Raw genomic sequence first — 16672 nt, forward strand, 5'->3', positions numbered from 1 at the left:
TGAGCTCGTTATCACCACACAACAGCCACCTCCACCCCTTTAATCTTCGACCTTAAACAGTTAAAACATTAGACACATCAAAAAAGGAATCGCCCGCAGGCGATTCCTTTTTCATGAGTAAGCAGATTTTCGATTTTTAGTCTAGCTAGATTACCAAATGAATAATCCAACCATCCCAGCAGAAAGCAGAGAAACTAAGATACCAGATAAGAGCATGTAGCCAACGTTGCTAGATACAGCGTCGTTCTTTTCCTTACCAACCATTCCTTTGAAGGCACCGATAATCATACCAGTAGTCCCAAAGTTAGCGAATGATGTTAAGAAGACAGTCAGAACGGCTTGGTAGTGAGGTGCAAAGTGAGTAATCTTACCAGTCACTTCACCCATAACAACGAATTCGTTCGTAACTAACTTCAGACCCATCAATTGAGAGAAGTCCCATGCAGTGTGAACGTTCAAACCCAATAACCAAGCTGGGATGAACATGATAACACCAAGGATGCTTTCCAATGACAGTGGCTTCCAGATCAAGCCAAGTAACTTATCAATCAAACCAGCTAAGGCCACGAAGGCGATAACGTTGGCAGTGATGATTAGAACCAAAGTTCCGGCACCAAGGATTGAGTCACCCAAGAATGAGAAGAATGGTTCGCGCTTTGCCTTTGCAGGTGTAGCAGCATCTTCTGCAGTTGTAGCAGTTGCTTCGTCAGCAACACCACCGATTTTAGCAATGGTGTCATCTTCTGGGGCAACTTCAACTGGGTTCAACATGTTGGTAACGATCAAGGCGTTGATACAGTTCAATGGCACAGCAGTCAGAACGAACTGACCAGGAACCATTTGTGTATAAGCACCTAAGATAGAAGCAGTCACACAACTCATTGACATCATGGCCAAGGTTACGTCACGTTCTGCCTTCATGGTGGTCAATTGTAACTTAGAAACGGCCAAGGCTTCTGTGTTACCTAAGAACATCATTTCAACGGCGAAGAATGATTCGAACTTTGGTTGGCCAGTGATAAAGCTCAGTCCACGACCGATCCATTTGATGATCCATGGCAATACCCCGATGTAAGTCAGGATATCAAACATTGGAACAATCAATAAGATTGGTAGCAATGCGCTGGTGATGAAGTTAACTGGTGCAGGGTGTGTACCAGTTGCTCCAACCCAGTTAGGTAAAGCAAAGTTAATCCCTTGGTATGCAACTTGGACCAACCAGTTGAACCCATCAGCAGCACCCTTAACAACGGCACGACCACCTGAGAAACTCGTTAATAACCAAGCAATGACAAGGTTTAAAACAACCATAATTCCAACTGAACGCCACTTGATCTTTGACCGGTTCTTAGATAAGGCCCAGCCAACAGCCAAGAAGACAATAACACCCAAGATGTTAATCGCTAAGTACATCGATATATCCTTCTTTCTAATATATATGAATCTATCATTGCGATGAATGCTCCCATTCAAAGCCTCTGCTCTGCTTTTACAACCAGGATTACCCTGGTTGCAGTCATCGAAAACACTACCCCTCCTTCAGTGGATCCGTAGGCAAACGAATCGTTCTTAAAATAATGGCTTTATAGCTAGCACCACACTATGGAAAAATTGCCTACTTCACCTGACGATTCAATAGTACCGTTCTTTGGCAAAAGTGTAAACATTGTTTCACATTTCATTCCGTTTTTTTGTATTTGAAGCGGTTAACCGTAAATTAAGTTTTAGTGAAACCGTTTACCGTTAGCTAATCACGAACATAACATTATTTTCCATTTTTACGTTAAAATCCATGATAACGCTTACGCACTGCCCGTTTTCATTAAAGTTCATTATTATTGACGTTCTTTAAAAATCGCGTTAGGATTCAGTCATCAAAAAAGGAGGTGATGTCTTTTGTCTAATGGAAAAATGCTTAAGGCATCAGCCGCAATGAAGTCAGGATTAACCCGATAGGTTGTTTTGACGAATGACTGATGCAATTAAGAAAGGCCCTGGGAAATTTCAATCCCAGGGCTTTTTGTTTGTGCTGCTTCCTGATACACTCGGACTAATCAAAAACTACGAGGCAAATTCATGGCCACTTCTTCATTTCCTTATCTAGTGTTCGCAACCGTCGTTGAAAAGCACACCTTTCTCGCGGCAGCCGAAGCGTTACGTATCACGCCGAGCGCAGTCAGTCACTCCATCAGTCAGTTGGAAGACCAGCTTGGTTTTCCACTTTTCATTCGCAGCCGAACCGGTGCAACTCTGACAATTGATGGTCAATCGGTCTATCCAATCATTCAAGACATTCTAAACTCCGAGCTACGTTTGCGCCAAGAAGCTGCGAACATTAATGGCTTAACGCAGGGAAACATCAACATCGGTGCCTTCTCATCGGTTCTGCTCAACTGGCTACCAGCAATCATTCGTGAATTTCACGCCAGCTACCCAGACGTGAATGTTTCTGTATATCAGGGAAGTTTCAATGATATTGCCGAGCGCGTTCGGCTAGGCACACTGGATGTCGGCTTTTCCGCATTGCCCATCACGGAAAACGTGCAACTTCATCCCCTCATTAAAGATGAAGTTTTCTGCATCACTCCGCGCGATTTCACCCCTAAAAATGGCCACGTCATCACTAACGCTGACGTGGCCAATCACACATTTATTTTGCAACAATCGGATTATGATCGCGATACCAAATTAACATTGGATCGCTACGACGTGACACCAAATTCTTTGTATTACTCTATTGATGATGCTTCAATCATTTCAATGGTGGAAGCTGGCCTAGGCTTTGGTGTGCTACCGAACTTAGCATTGAAACGAATCACTGGTAACGTCAATATTTATCCGTTTGACGAACCACACTACCGAACATTATGTGTGGTAGCAAATAATTCACTGGCCACTGCGCCGACGACGACCCGTATGCTATCCGTCATCCGGCAAAATCTGTCCAAGCAGTACGGCAAACAACTACTATGGCAGTGACCCCCACTAGGCATTAGGCGTCAGTCCATGTAATAAGAACTGTGCTGCTTCTTGGCTCACCTGATCGACATCAAGTTGCGTCACTGTTCCCATCAAAATCCGTGGCAGTACGTAGCTACCTAACGTACCAATAAAGAACTGAATGACACGAGTCACTGGTAACTCAACCAGCTGACCCGTGTTTTTAAATTCCTGTAATTTTTGACCAAAGCTACCAGCAATTAGCGCCTGCACTTTCACTGCAATCGTTTTAATTAGCTGACTATCATGAACGATCTCTTGGATTAATAGCTTTGCTTGCTTTTGATTCTGCAAAGCGAACATAATCCGATCACGCAAAATGTATTCGAAGAATGCTTGGGGCGTTGCAAATTCATGTGTTGTGATTTGATCAGCAAATTCAGTTGCTGCCATCGGCACCACTTGTTCGATAAAAGGATCCAGTAACGCAGCCAAGATAGCTTCTTTAGTTTTAAATTGTTTAAACACCGTGCCAGCTGAAACGCCTGCTTCTTCTGCGATTTGACTAGTCGTCGTACGATCAAACCCTTGCTCAGAAAACAACGTTAAACTCACACGGAGCACGGTCTGTTGCTTGTCACTCAATGACGAAGCTTGCAAACCACGTTCAAACAGCGTTTCTAAATTGGTTATTTCCATCAAATTACTCCTATACCTGCCGATAACGTCGCATCGTGATTAAATTTAACACTAAGAAGACAATTGCAAACAATAACAAAACACCCATATTCGGTAGCACATCGACAAAAGTTGCCCCTTTTTGCACCACTGCGCTCATCCCTGACGCGCCATAATAGAGTGGCATAATGTAAGAAACTGGCTGTAACCAATGTGGGAGCGAACTGATCGGAATAATCCCCGCAAAGAAAATCTGGGGAATCGCGACAATCGGGATAAATTGAATCATTTGGAATTCACTCGCCGCAAAGGTCGAAATCAATAACCCCAGTGTCAACGCCACCACTGCCAGCAAAACATTAATCAATAAAATCAACCCGACACTACCAAGAATTTGTACTTTGAAGACGTAAATAGTAAACAAGACCACCAACAGTGTTTGAATAAACGCGAAGGTGCCATATCCAATCAAATAGCCAGCAACAATTTCGCCACGCTTAACCGGCGTCGCTAATAGTCGATACAACGTACCGGTCGTCCGTTCGCGTAAAAGTGCAATTCCTGAAATCAAAAAAACAAAGAAGAACACAACAAAGCCAGTCATGATTGGTAACAAAGTATCAAAGAACGTTGAATCGTCGCTCCCGTACAGATAGTCAAAGTGGGTGTGATACGTTGCCAGTGGGACTGGTCGACTCGCTTTTGGTGCAGGCGCGCCAGTTGCCTGGCGCAATGCTGCGCTCATCTGTTTCAAAGCTAGCGCCTGTTTTTGAACTGTCGTGTGGGCGGCTTGCATCTGCAATTTTACCTGCGCAGCCTGCAGCCCTTGTTTGATAATGGCGGTTTTACTCTGATCTGTATTGGCTAACGTCACAGTTAGATGATGCCCATCTTGGGTAATCATCCCGGCATAGTTATGCTCCCGAATCACCTTCGTTGGCGACGCCGTTTCCGAAACACTGTGTAACTCAATGTGCTTATTTTTAACAGCTGTCACCAACGTTCGATCAACGCCACGTGTCGCTAAGCTAGCCGTTGTCGTTGCATTTCCCTGAAACAAAAAGTACACCAACGACAAAATGAACAATGGCGCAATGAACATCAACGCCAACGTCCGTTTATCGCGAAGCATTTCTCTAAACACTCGTTTAATCATTGCGAGAATGCGCATCTTGATCCCTCCCTGCCTGTAAAAAGGCGGCTTCTACTGATGTGACTTGATATTGCTCGATTAACGCAGCGGGTGTGCCTTGAGCAATGGCTTCACCCTCACGAATCATCATCAAATAACTGGATTGTTCAGCATCTTCCATCACATGTGTGGTCAGTAAGATCGTTTTCCCGTTTTTTGCCAGTCGATGTAGCTCATGCCAAATTTGTTGTCGGAGCTCTGGGTCGATCCCAACGGTTGGTTCATCTAAAATCAAGATCTCTGGATCGGCTAATAGTGCGATTGCTAATGATAGACGCCGCTTCATCCCACCAGAATACGCCTTTACATATTTTCCCAACGCCGACTGCAAGTTTACAATGCCTGCTGCATACTGAATGCGTTCTGCCAACTTTGCTTTTGCCATGCCCTGCATTTGACCAAAGAACTGTAAATTTTCCATGGCGGTCAAATCACCGTACAAAGCATCGGTCTGCGCCATGTAACCGATTCGACCAAGCAGTTCACGATTAGGCATCGTTGTGTCTAAAACTGTGACCGTCCCTTTTTGTGGACGTAGCATACCCATAATCGTACTGATCAACGTTGTCTTACCGGCACCACTTGGACCAATCAAGCCTAAAATATCGCCTGCTTGCAGTGTTAAATTAATTTCTTTAAGCACAATCGTTTTCCCATAACCTTGCTGCAAATGGCTAACCTTAATCACATCGCCCATGTTTGCACCCCCGTCGGTTCATAAAGTGAGTAACTAGTTACTCACTAAAGTGTAACTGCTTTTTAGTTTAAGTCAACTTAAGACTTTCTATGATGAAATTGCTGCGAGGGTGTGCATCGTAACTACCTCAATAAACAATTACGCTCGTTGACTGCATCTAACCTAGTAACTTAAAAAACTACCAATGATTCAGCTTACTCGTTAAGTCGGCTAATTCATCGGTAGTTTCATTTTAGTGTTCAGTTTATTTAGTGGTTACTGAAGCTTGTGTCACTAGTCGTCAAGCAGAACAGTTACTTGCTCGTCGTTCCCTGTTCCATCAACAAGGAAACTAATTCAGCTATCGTAATTTTGCCAAAGTAGCGCGGTATATCAAGCTTACTAAACACATTTGTGACAGCAGTCTGTTCGTAGGTAGTCCCAATCAATGCCTGCTCGACATCTTGAATATCAGCCTGACCAAAGAAGTCACCGGATATTTGCATCGAGGTTAACTTGCCTTCATCAACGTCGAAGGAAAACATGACCGTTCCTGCTGGAAAGTGTTGTCGCCGTGTCACGCTAAATGCAGGTGACTGTCCATAAATCCAGTTCCAGTTCTTAAAATATCGATCCGACAATGCTTGAATCCCAATTTGCGCGGCATCATCCAGCTCATACACACGTGCATCTGCTAAGTCATCAAGGTTGAGGATTTTCTTTGCCAAGGTGTCGCGAAATGCTTCGATGGTCAAATTTTGATAGGCAGCATCAAAGTGCGGCTTGAGGTTGGTTACACGGCTGCGGACAGATTTAATTCCTTTCGAGGCAATCTTATCTGCCGGAACGTTGAGCGCCTTTGTCAGTACAGATTGGTCCACATCGTACATCAATGTCCCATGTGAAAACATCCGCCCATGTTCAACATGCATCGCATTTCCAGAGAACTTTTTCCCATCGATCGTTAAATCATTGCGGCCTGTCATGGCTGCGCCAGTTGCTCCCATTTCATGTAATGCGGTAATTACAGGATCCGTAAAGCGTTTGAAATTACCGACCGCATCCCCATCGTCTTTGGTAATAAAGCTGAAGCTCACGTTACCTAAATCATCATAAACTGCACCGCCACCAGATGTCCGTCGCGTCAAAATAATCTTGTGATCCTTAACATACTGTTGGTTAATTTCCTCTAGCACATTTTGATACCGACCCACGATGATACATGGTGAATTGATATAGAAATACAAAATTGGTTCGTCAAGATTGGCGTGTTCCATCAAATAGGTTTCAATTGCTAGGTTTTCACGAATATCTAAGCTTGAACTTGCTAAATAGCGCATGCTATCACCTCTTGAACCCTATTGTACTTCGTTATGTCTAAACAAAGTATAACTAGTTAATTTTGTGCTAAATAAAAGCGCGTTGGAGAGTCAGCAAGTAGCAGGGAGTCGAACAAAAGTCGGGAGGTCGTTCGTAGTCTGCCAGCGGCTTAACTTTTGTCCCACGTTTCCGCCATTGAAACTCAGAAAACAACAATGGATCTGTGAACATAATTAGTTATGTCCACAGATCCATTCTCAGAAATTACTTTTATTCAACTGCTAATGATTCAATTGGATCAAGTTTCGCAGCTTGATGTGATGGTGCTAAAGCAGCCAGCAAGCTGATCAAGATGCTGACCACCAATCCGAAGATGACGTAGCCACTTGTCATTTGAATGATACTGAAGTGAATTGCAGGTGCAGCAAGATGGTTAATCAATAATTGCATCAACCAGCCCAGGATGATTCCCAGAACAGCACTGAACAATCCAATGAAGAACGCTTCAGAAACAAACAGGTTCCGAACATCGCGACGGCGCACACCCAAGGCACGAAGCACACCAATTTCTTTGGTCCGTTCCGAAACACTGATGTACAGCACCACAATGATCATGATTGCAGAAACTAACAATGAAATCGCAGCAATTCCTGCAAGAACGTAGAAGGCTAATGAGATGTACGTGTTCAAAGAATCCAAGATTGCGCCGGCACCAGTAATAATAAAGGCCTTCTTACCGTTGACAGACAGCTTTTTAATCTTGTTTTGCACAGTCTTCGTCGTTTGAACGTCCTTCATTGAAACAGCCGCAAAGTTCGCCCGCAACGTAACATTTTGCGCTTTGTACATGCTATCCAATGTTTCATATGACGCCGTGTCGGTTCCTGACTTGATGATACCGGAAACCTTTAAGTCACGTGACAGTGCAACCGGTTTGTTGTCGTCGCCCATTGCAGTCAGACTCAAACTAACCGTTTTGCCAACCATCGCCTTGTAATTCTTGCCGAATTTCTTAGCTGTATCCTTGGTTAGCAGAATTTCATTTTTACCTGGTTTGTGACCCTTGGTAATGTCACTTGCCTTTTCAGTCTTATTCCACGTTTGAAATTGCATGATTCGTTGGGTCTTGTCACCGTTTTGAATCTGCGCGCCATTGGCAACGTAGTATCCAGGAACCACACTTTGAGTCCCAGCAATCTTGTCGATTCGATCACGGTCTGCTTTAGTGACTTCGACCGCTTTGGCAGATGCTGACTGTTCATCAACTTTTTTGGCCACTTGAATCGTCGTTGGGTTGATTTGGCTCATGATTTGATCATTCATGTAGCCCTTGACCCCATTCCCTAAGGAAAGCATCAAGATAACACTGAAAATCCCAATGGATCCACCAAAAATGATCAATAGGTTACGTTTCAGGTTATAACGCATGTGTTGCAAGCTCATCTTCAACGTTGACCGGAAACTAAGGTGTTTTGTTTGTGTAGATAATTGTTGGCCTTCAATTGGAAATGGATCCTTCAACTGACGATCTTCATTAATCTGACCATCTTCCATGTGCACGATTCGTGTCCCATGGTTAGCAACATCTTGACTATGCGTTACACAGATGACCAGCTTGCCACTTTCAGCAATGCCATCCATCAGTTCCAAAATTTCTTTGGTGTTCTGTGAATCTAGCGCACCGGTTGGTTCGTCGGCAATGATGACGTCTGGATCTGAAGCCAACGCACGGGCAATGGCAACACGTTGCTTTTGTCCACCAGAAATCTGGTTGGGATGTTTATGAATGTGCTCGCCTAAACCAACTTGTTCCAGCAAATCAGTCGCTCGCTTAACTTGCTGAGCATGCGTCATATTGGTCATTTCCAGGCTGACCATTACGTTATCCAACAATGTTAAATGGCTAATCAAGTTGAAGCTTTGGAAAATAAACCCAATCGTTTGACGACGGTAACTATCCAAATCCTTTTCATTAGCAGCGTGCATGGATTTTCCTTCCAATAACACGTCACCTTCATAAGCATGGTCCAAGCCCCCGATGATGTTCATCAAGGTTGACTTACCACCACCAGATTCTCCTAAGATCGAAACAAATTCGCCTCGTTCGAACTTCAAGCTGATCCCTTTCAACACTGGGAATGGTTCTTTATTAACGTAGTACGACTTGTGAATATCTTTTAATTCAAGAAAGCTCACAATGATGTCCTCACAATCACTTTAATTTCTGCTCTTCTAGAAGTAGGGCTCAACCCTACCAAAGCAATATCGATTAAACAATCCATTTTCGATGTTTATGCCAGTTTGTAATCTTTTCTTAACAATTGTTTCCTGTGGAAAGAAACGGTTTAGTGCCTAATTGTTTTAACTTCCGGTTAAGTTGTTTCATGCGTAATTCACACATAAAAAAAGCAATGCTACGATACGATTAAATTAATCAAATGGTGGTGCACTAATACATGGGACGCTTAGGAAACTTCTTCATTCATCGTTCAAACGAAACAAACAAAGTTACAATCGAAATCGGCGTTAACACTAAACAACCAGCTTTAGTCAACGCCTTTTCAGAGTCACTGAGTGCTGTGGACCATTTAGCAATCAACTATTCAGCGGCAACGATTGTCGTGCGTGCAACTGAGCGTCCTGAACTAAGTGTTCGCGAATACATGTTGGTGGACGAGGCCAGCTACTATGCACATGTGTCTCATACTGGCAGCCGTCTCTCTATTATTGCCGGCGACCGTCCCGCCCAAGATAACTTAAACATCAGAATCGAAGTGGATGTGCCCACCAGCTATCAGGGACGTCTGGAAATCAGTTCAGTTAGTGGCACAATCAAGTTAAATGGTCTACATGATCTACGTAGCCTGGCGATCACTTCCACTAGCGGCAACATTGAAATGGACGATTTAAGTACCACTGGCCTCACCATCGATTCTGTCACCGGTAACTTAAAGGGCAAAGGCTTGGTCGCTGATGACTACACCATTAACGCCATGAGTGGCAATGTTCATCTACTCAATAGTCGTGGAAATTACTTCATTCGTTGTTCCGCCGGCTCACTGCGTTTAGACGATGCACACGGGCATGGTAAATTTGAAGTCACCAGCGGTACTGCCAAACTTTGCTTTGCGGAAGTCGACGGGAACTTAGCTGCCGAATCGTCGGCCGGTTCCGTCCGCTTACAAGTACCACGTGAACTCGACTATGGCTTCAACCTTGAAACTTCGATTGGTCGATTAAAGACACCGGACAATGCTCATTTTTCTAATAACGAGCGTAGCTACCAAACTGGGGCAGTTGGCGAGCCATCTGAGTTGATGATCAGTATGCTGACCGTAGTAGGTTCATTAACACTGGAACCACGATAATTTTTAAACTCAACAAGAGAGCGTTTGGAACATAATTCATCTTGTTCCAAACGCTTTTCTCATTTTTCAAACAGTATAACTAACCGCGTCCATCCCCGAAACATGCTATGATGAGGCTAAACATTTTTAAGTTTGTCATCATGAATGGAGCACTTAATGAAATCATCTTCATCGTACAATGAACATCGTGATCGCAATTTTTCACATAACGACCGCCGCGAACCTGTTGAAGAAGTCCAAGTCGAGGTTGGTCAGCGCTTTCCATTAACCATCAAACGCCTCGGCATTAATGGCGAAGGTATCGGTTACTACAAGCGCAAGATTACCTTTGTTCCTGGCGCACTTCCAGACGAAGTGGTCGTCGTCGAAGTCACACATGTCGCTGCCCATTTCTTAAATGCATCCTTACGCCAGGTTCGTGAAGCTAGTCCCCATCGGGTTGAACCACACGATGCTAAGGCAGGCGAAGTCGGTGGTTTTGAACTGGAACACCTGGCTTATCCACAACAATTGGAATTTAAACGTGATGTGATTCAACAATCATTGGAACGCTACAAACCACGTGGTTGGCAACATTTCACTTTAAAACCAACCATTGGCATGGAAAACCCATATCATTACCGCAACAAGGCACAATTCCAGGTACGTCAACTGGAAGACGGTACGATCATTGCGGGTCTGTATAAGGAAGGCACCCACGACTTGGTCGATTTACCTGAAGCCGGCACCCAAAATGAAGCCACCCTGACTGTTATTCGTGAGCTAGTTAAGATGCTTGGTGAATTAGAAGTTCCTATTTATGATGAGGAACATGGCTCTGGAATCATTAAAACCCTGGTCACACGTTCGTCTGAAGCAACCGGTGAAGTCCAAGTCACGTTTGTCACCAATTCTAAAAAGCTACCTCGTAAGCGCCAATTGCTTGAACTCATCAAAAAGCGTTTGCCACAAGTTGTCTCTGTTATGCAAAACGTCAATCCTGGTAAGACTTCATTAGTTTGGGGCGATGAAACCGTCAAGCTCACTGGGCAAGACTACATTACAGAAGAACTGCTTGGTCATAAGTTCCAACTATCACCGCGCGCCTTTTTACAATTAAATCCCAAGCAAACCACAAAACTTTATCAAGAAGCCATTAAGGCGCTTGGACTCACACGTGCCAATCGGCTAGTCGATGCCTACTCTGGTGTTGGTACAATTGGGCTGACCCTAGCTGATAAACTTGGTGAAGTTCGTGGAATGGATACCATCCCTGAAGCCATCGACGATGCAAATCGCAATGCCGCTTTAAATGATATCGATAACGCAGAATACTTTACTGGTACAGCCGAAAGCTTGCTACCACAATGGGTTGCTAATGGCTGGCGGCCAGATGCGTTGGTCGTTGATCCGCCACGAGCTGGTTTAGATGAAACCATGATCGACACGATTTTGCAGGTTCGTCCTGAAAAATTCGTCTACATTTCATGTAACCCTTCAACCTTAGCTAAAGACTTGGTTGAACTGGGCGAAGCCTACCGGGTGGATTACATTCAATCCATCGACATGTTCCCACAAACAGCACGTGTCGAAGCCGTTGTTAAGCTAAGTCGCCGTTAAAAACAAGAGAGTGAGACAAAAGTCGGGAAGTAGCGATCAAGACCTAGAACAGCCGTACGGATTGGTCTTCAATCCGACAGGTTATTCGTAGTCTGCACAGCTACTTGACTTTTGGCGCACGTTTCCGCTATTGAAACTTAGAAAACAACAATGGGTCTGTGGACATAATTAATTATGTTCCAGACCCATTGTTGTTTTCCGAATTAAGGAGTCCTTCTAATATGAAAAAACAATCACAGTGGATTTTGCTAGCGGCAACGTCTTCTGTCTCCTTCATGTCGACGCTCGATGCCAGCATCGTTAACATCGCCATCCCCCATATCAGTCGGCAACTAGGCGTACCAATGAATGAGGCGGAATGGGTGGTCTCAGTTTATTTAGTCCTGATCTGTACATTGCTCATTTTCTTTGGTCGTTTGTCAGATCAAATTGGGCGGATTCCCATTTTCCAAACAGGAACCTTAGTTTTTCTGGCCGGATCATTGCTATGTGGCTTGAGTAATAGCCTAGCTATATTGCTAATCGCTCGAGGGGTACAGGCGTTAGGATCGTCAATGGTCATGGCAACCAACTTTGGTATCATTACCGAAATTTTCCCGACGTCCCAACACGGTCGTGCGTTAGGCATCAATAGTTCCTTTGTGCAAGTCGGCAACATTGCTGGTCCAGGTCTTGGGGGCCTCATTTTGGGCTTGGCTAACTGGCATTGGATATTCTTTGTAAACTTACCAATTGGCGTCATTGCCTTTTTATTTGGACATCACATTTTCAAGCATGAACCAGTGACATTTAAGAATGTTCAGGTCGATTGGCGTGGTTACGCAACCTTTGCCACGCTGATTCCCGCTTTCTTCATCGCGATTTACTGGGGACAAGCGGCCGGCTTTAACCATCTTGGTGTTATTAGTTTACTTACTTTAGCCGCTGTCCTCCTTGGCTTATTTATTTGGATTGAACAGCACGTAGCCGAACCACTGATTCAATTACGAATCTTTAACAATCGCGGCTTCTCACTTGGAATTATTTCCGCGATGTTAGTCTACATGGTCGGTTTCTTTAATAACGTAATCATGCCCTTTTACTTACAGGAAACGCTCGCGTTATCGGCGGGTATTGCTGGCATTATTTTGATGGCCGTTCCATTATTAAATATTTTTAGCGCACCGATTGGCGGTATTATCTCCGATCACATTGGCGCTGAACGGATTTCCTTTTACGCACTATTTATTTTCTTTATTCCAGAATTGATCTTTATCTTCATTCAACCAAGCTGGTCACTCATCTGGCTCGTCTTTGGTTTAGCAATGTTTGGTGTTGCAAATGGCGCCTTCCAAAACAATCCAATGATTATGGGTAATGCCGGCAAAGAGTTTCAAGGAATCGCTGGCGCCATTGCTGCGCTCAGTCGCAACTTAGGCATGACATTCGGTCTATCACTAGCAACCTCGTTACTATACTTTGGCATCGGCATTAAAGCCCACCACCGTATGACGGCTTATCCTAAGCTACATCCCGATTGGTTTATTTTCGGCATGCACTTCAGTTATGTCTTTGCGCTCGGACTCATTGGCATTGCCATTGGATTAATGAGTTGGCTATTATGGTCACGTAAAAAAGCGGTCTAGCAAACCGCTTATGCACAGAAATGAACCACTTATCGGATTTTTATGGGTGTTCGTCAAGTTCCTTCCTATACTGAATTTCATCAGATTGGAGGAACACAACACATGTCTTTTTTAGAATTACGCAACATTCATAAAGCTTATAAAATGGGTAAAGAAACCTTTCCCGTCCTTAAAGGAATTAACCTTACTTTTGATCGTGGTGAATTTGTCTCGATCCTAGGGGAATCCGGTGGTGGTAAATCCACCTTACTGAATATTATCGGTGGCTTAGACTACCAATACGAAGGCGACGTTTTGCTACGTGATCAACCATTGCGAGCGGGTTCGGAGAAAGCGTTTGACGCCTACCGCAGTCAAACAGTTGGCTTCATTTTCCAGAACTTCAACCTTGTCAGCCACCTGACCAACCTGCAAAATGTCATGGTACCGCTGGAAATGAGTTCTTTAAGCCATGCTGAGCAGCTTGCACGCGCTAAGGCCCTACTCACTAAAGTCGGGTTACAAGAACACATGCATAAATATCCACGCCAACTCTCCGGTGGACAAAAGCAACGGGTAGCGATAGCACGGGCATTAGCAAATGACCCAGACATCATCATTGCTGATGAACCAACCGGCGCGCTTGATCGCCAAAACACACAAGAAGTACTGGCACTTTTGACAGAAATTGCCGATGAAGGCAAGCTACTGATTGTGGTCACCCATTCGCAAACGGTAGCTGACTATGGCACTCGTACCGTTCATTTAGTCGACGGAAAAATCGATGCTGATACAGTTAACGTCTCTAAAACGACGGCAAAAATCGCTGAGCGGAAATTTTCCGTGTCAAAACTGTCCTTCGCCGATTCCTTTAAAATGGCTTGGAATCATTTACGCTATAACCTTGGTCGAAACCTGCTGATTACCTTTGGGAGTGCCATTGGTATCTTCTCCGTTGTCTTAATGCTGGGCTTGGGTCGTGGTATTCAAAACTACATGAACCATGAAATCAGTAAAAACATTAATCCCACCACCATTCAGGTGACTGGCCGTAAGACTGATAGCACGCCAGAACTTTCCAAAGATGACTTTAACCAGCTTAAAAAAGTTGAAAATGTCACCCAAGCGACACCAGCCTTTCTGGGTCAAGGTGTGCGCATCAACAATGGTGAAAAAGGCGTTAACGTTCAAATTTTCCAAACGTACAACAAAAATGAACTATCAAGTACGTTGAAGCACGGACATAAGCCTGGCACTAATGAAGTCCTCTTGTCCCAAGCAACTGCAAAGCAACTTTCTAAGCACTGGCAATCCCTCGTTGGTAAGCATGTTACCGTGTATCTGACGGCCATGAATGCTCAAAAGCAACCCATCCAACTGTCACAATCACTGACCGTTTCAGGGATTATCAATTCAGGAACAGATGCCGTGAGCTATACCACCCTTAAAGATATCTACAAGGCGCATGACCTCACCTTGAAACCGAACTTTGCCGCTGTAACGATTAACAAGAGCCAAAATGTTAAAGCCGTTGAACAGAAAATCAACACCATAAAAATGACCAAGAATGGAAAACAAGTCAACCGTTTCCGGGTCACAGGTGCGAGTCAGGTTCTAAACGCCGTTAACACGTACATTTCATTAGCATTCTACGTACTAACTGGTATCGCAGGTATTTCATTACTTGTGTCAGCAATCATGATCATCGTGGTGCTGTACATTTCAGTATCAGAACGAACTCGCGAAATCGGTATCCTACGAGCAATTGGTGCAAGACGCCGTGACATTCGTAACATGTTTGTGTCTGAGGCCTTCTTGCTAGGCATCTTCTCATCCACACTTGGTGTCCTATTAGCCTACTTAATCCAGTTGTTAGTCAACAATGGTATCAATAGCATTACCCACTTTGCGATTATTGGGATTACGCCAGGTGCTGCCATTGGCGGTATTATCACTGGGACTTTGATCAGTCTGCTGGCAGCTTGGTCTCCTTCCAGACGCGCCTCAAAGTTAAACCCAATTGAAGCGCTATCCGCCGATTAATAACGAGTCACAAATGCGGGTCAAAAGTCTGCACAGCTAACTTTTGGTGCACGTTTCTGCTATTGAAGCTTATAAAACAGTGGGTCTGCGGACATAATTAATTTGTCCACAGACCCACTGTTGCTTTATGAACCTAAACAATGAAACCGCGGTTCAAAAAGTAAGTCGTACTCTTTCTCATTAAATATCAGTCGTTTCAGTTGTGTATACTAACAACAGCAATCAATTACAAATGGGGAGTTTTTATTTATGAAAATCACCATTCATGAATCACCATCACTGCCACCTGACAGTGTAGAAGTCGCTATTTACGCGCAACAAGAAGGTCCTTTGACGCAACAACTGACCACTTATTTACATGACTTTTCAGCTGATCAAAAAACGTTGCTCGTTACGGATCGCCAACGTAAACGCCAAGTTCGTGTGCCACTTCAAGCCATCATTTCGACAGAGGTACATCGCGATCTAGTCACCATTGTCACAACACAGTCTATTTTGGAGGAGCGCATCCGCTTTTACCAAGTATTAGAAAACTTGGACGATCGGTTTGTGCAAATCAGTAAGTCAGTGGCAATCAACCTCGATTATCTGGGTGAACTAACTTCAACCGTTAATGGCCTCATGATGGCACAAATGAAAAACGAACAACAATTCAGCATCTCTCGCCGCTATTTAAAGAACCTAAAAACAACGTTAGAAGGTGACTTGCGATGAAAATTCGTGAAGTATTAAAGTATGCACTACACGGAATGCAGTGGTCAGCGCTAGCTATTTGCTTGGTCGCAATGTTTAGAAATGAGTTACATGCCTTTCAACCATTATTGATCACCCTAATCTCTGGGGCGCTTATTAGCGTTGGCTTCTTAGTTTTAAACAGTTGGGACCGTTTGCCACCATATGCTGTGTTTGCACTGCATTATGTCTGGACCGCCACTGTTTCTTTTGTCGCAGGTTTACTGAGCTACCGCACCCACTTAAGTATTCATTTATTCCTAAACAGCTGGCGCAACACATTAGTCATTTACATCGTATTTGTTGGTAGCATTTTTCTTTATGCGTTAGCAGCCCAATGGTATCGACGTCGTCAGCAACGACTACTAGCTGATTTGAACCAACGCAACCATGAGCGACAACGCCTGTTAGATGAGAAGGATAATTAAACATTACTGCAGCTCTCAAAGAGTGGGACAAAAGGCGGGAAGTAGCGAGCAAGACCTAGAACGGCCGTACGGATTGGTCTTCAATCCGGTAG

General features: G+C 44.1%; 13 protein-coding genes. 7 read left to right on the forward strand and 6 right to left on the reverse strand.

Features of this window, described 5'->3' with window-relative positions; all coding sequences use genetic code 11:
* Positions 1-150: 150 nt before the first annotated feature.
* Positions 151-1413, reverse strand: coding sequence for a NupC/NupG family nucleoside CNT transporter (locus IV55_RS00095; RefSeq protein ID WP_057808372.1), 1263 nt, complete (start codon positions 1411-1413; stop codon positions 151-153).
* 663 nt (positions 1414-2076) lie between these two features.
* On the opposite strand from IV55_RS00095, the gene IV55_RS00100 reads away from it, so the two are divergent.
* A complete protein-coding gene (locus IV55_RS00100) occupies positions 2077-2979 on the forward strand; it encodes a LysR family transcriptional regulator (RefSeq protein ID WP_057808373.1) in 903 nt (300 codons plus the stop codon).
* Positions 2980-2985: 6 nt separating this feature from the next.
* Here IV55_RS00100 and IV55_RS00105 read toward each other — a convergent pair whose 3' ends face one another.
* The 5 genes from IV55_RS00105 to IV55_RS00125 form a co-directional block, all read right to left on the reverse strand.
* Positions 2986-3639, reverse strand: coding sequence for a TetR/AcrR family transcriptional regulator (locus tag IV55_RS00105; protein WP_057808374.1), 654 nt, complete (start codon positions 3637-3639; stop codon positions 2986-2988).
* Between the two features lie 10 nt (positions 3640-3649).
* A complete protein-coding gene (locus IV55_RS00110) occupies positions 3650-4789 on the reverse strand; it encodes an ABC transporter permease (protein WP_057808375.1) in 1140 nt (379 codons plus the stop codon).
* Positions 4767-5507: an ABC transporter ATP-binding protein gene (locus IV55_RS00115; protein ID WP_057808376.1), complete on the reverse strand. Its 741-nt coding sequence runs from the start codon at positions 5505-5507 to the stop codon at positions 4767-4769. Before IV55_RS00115 ends, IV55_RS00110 begins: the two co-directional genes overlap by 23 nt.
* 293 nt (positions 5508-5800) lie before the next feature.
* Positions 5801-6826 carry a lipoate--protein ligase gene (locus tag IV55_RS00120; RefSeq protein WP_057808377.1) on the reverse strand — a complete coding sequence of 342 codons (1026 nt, stop codon included), beginning with the start codon at positions 6824-6826 and terminating at the stop codon, positions 5801-5803.
* A 250-nt stretch (positions 6827-7076) separates the two neighbouring features.
* Positions 7077-9002, reverse strand: coding sequence for an ABC transporter ATP-binding protein/permease (locus tag IV55_RS00125; RefSeq protein WP_057808378.1), 1926 nt, complete (start codon positions 9000-9002; stop codon positions 7077-7079).
* Positions 9003-9262: 260 nt separating this feature from the next.
* On the opposite strand from IV55_RS00125, the gene IV55_RS00130 reads away from it, so the two are divergent.
* The 6 genes from IV55_RS00130 to IV55_RS00155 all read left to right on the forward strand — a co-directional run bounded on the left by IV55_RS00130 (position 9263) and on the right by IV55_RS00155 (position 16580).
* Complete coding sequence (locus IV55_RS00130) at positions 9263-10174, forward strand: DUF4097 family beta strand repeat-containing protein (protein ID WP_057808379.1); 912 nt, start codon at positions 9263-9265, stop codon at positions 10172-10174.
* 156 nt (positions 10175-10330) lie between these two features.
* Positions 10331-11773: a 23S rRNA (uracil(1939)-C(5))-methyltransferase RlmD gene (gene rlmD, locus IV55_RS00135; RefSeq protein WP_057808380.1), complete on the forward strand. Its 1443-nt coding sequence runs from the start codon at positions 10331-10333 to the stop codon at positions 11771-11773.
* A 221-nt stretch (positions 11774-11994) separates the two neighbouring features.
* Complete coding sequence (locus IV55_RS00140) at positions 11995-13398, forward strand: MFS transporter (RefSeq protein ID WP_057808381.1); 1404 nt, start codon at positions 11995-11997, stop codon at positions 13396-13398.
* Positions 13399-13500: 102 nt separating this feature from the next.
* Positions 13501-15420, forward strand: a complete 1920-nt coding sequence (locus tag IV55_RS00145) for an ABC transporter ATP-binding protein/permease (protein WP_057808382.1) — start codon at positions 13501-13503, stop codon at positions 15418-15420.
* A 249-nt stretch (positions 15421-15669) separates the two neighbouring features.
* Positions 15670-16134, forward strand: a complete 465-nt coding sequence (locus IV55_RS00150; RefSeq protein ID WP_057808383.1) for a LytTR family DNA-binding domain-containing protein — start codon at positions 15670-15672, stop codon at positions 16132-16134.
* Positions 16131-16580 (forward strand): hypothetical protein, encoded by a 450-nt coding sequence (locus IV55_RS00155; RefSeq protein WP_057808384.1) that lies wholly within the window; start codon positions 16131-16133, stop codon positions 16578-16580. The genes IV55_RS00150 and IV55_RS00155 overlap by 4 nt, the downstream gene beginning before the upstream one ends.
* The last annotated feature ends 92 nt before the right edge of the window (positions 16581-16672 follow it).

The organism is Furfurilactobacillus siliginis, assembly GCF_001437435.1.
Taxonomy (GTDB): domain Bacteria; phylum Bacillota; class Bacilli; order Lactobacillales; family Lactobacillaceae; genus Furfurilactobacillus; species Furfurilactobacillus siliginis.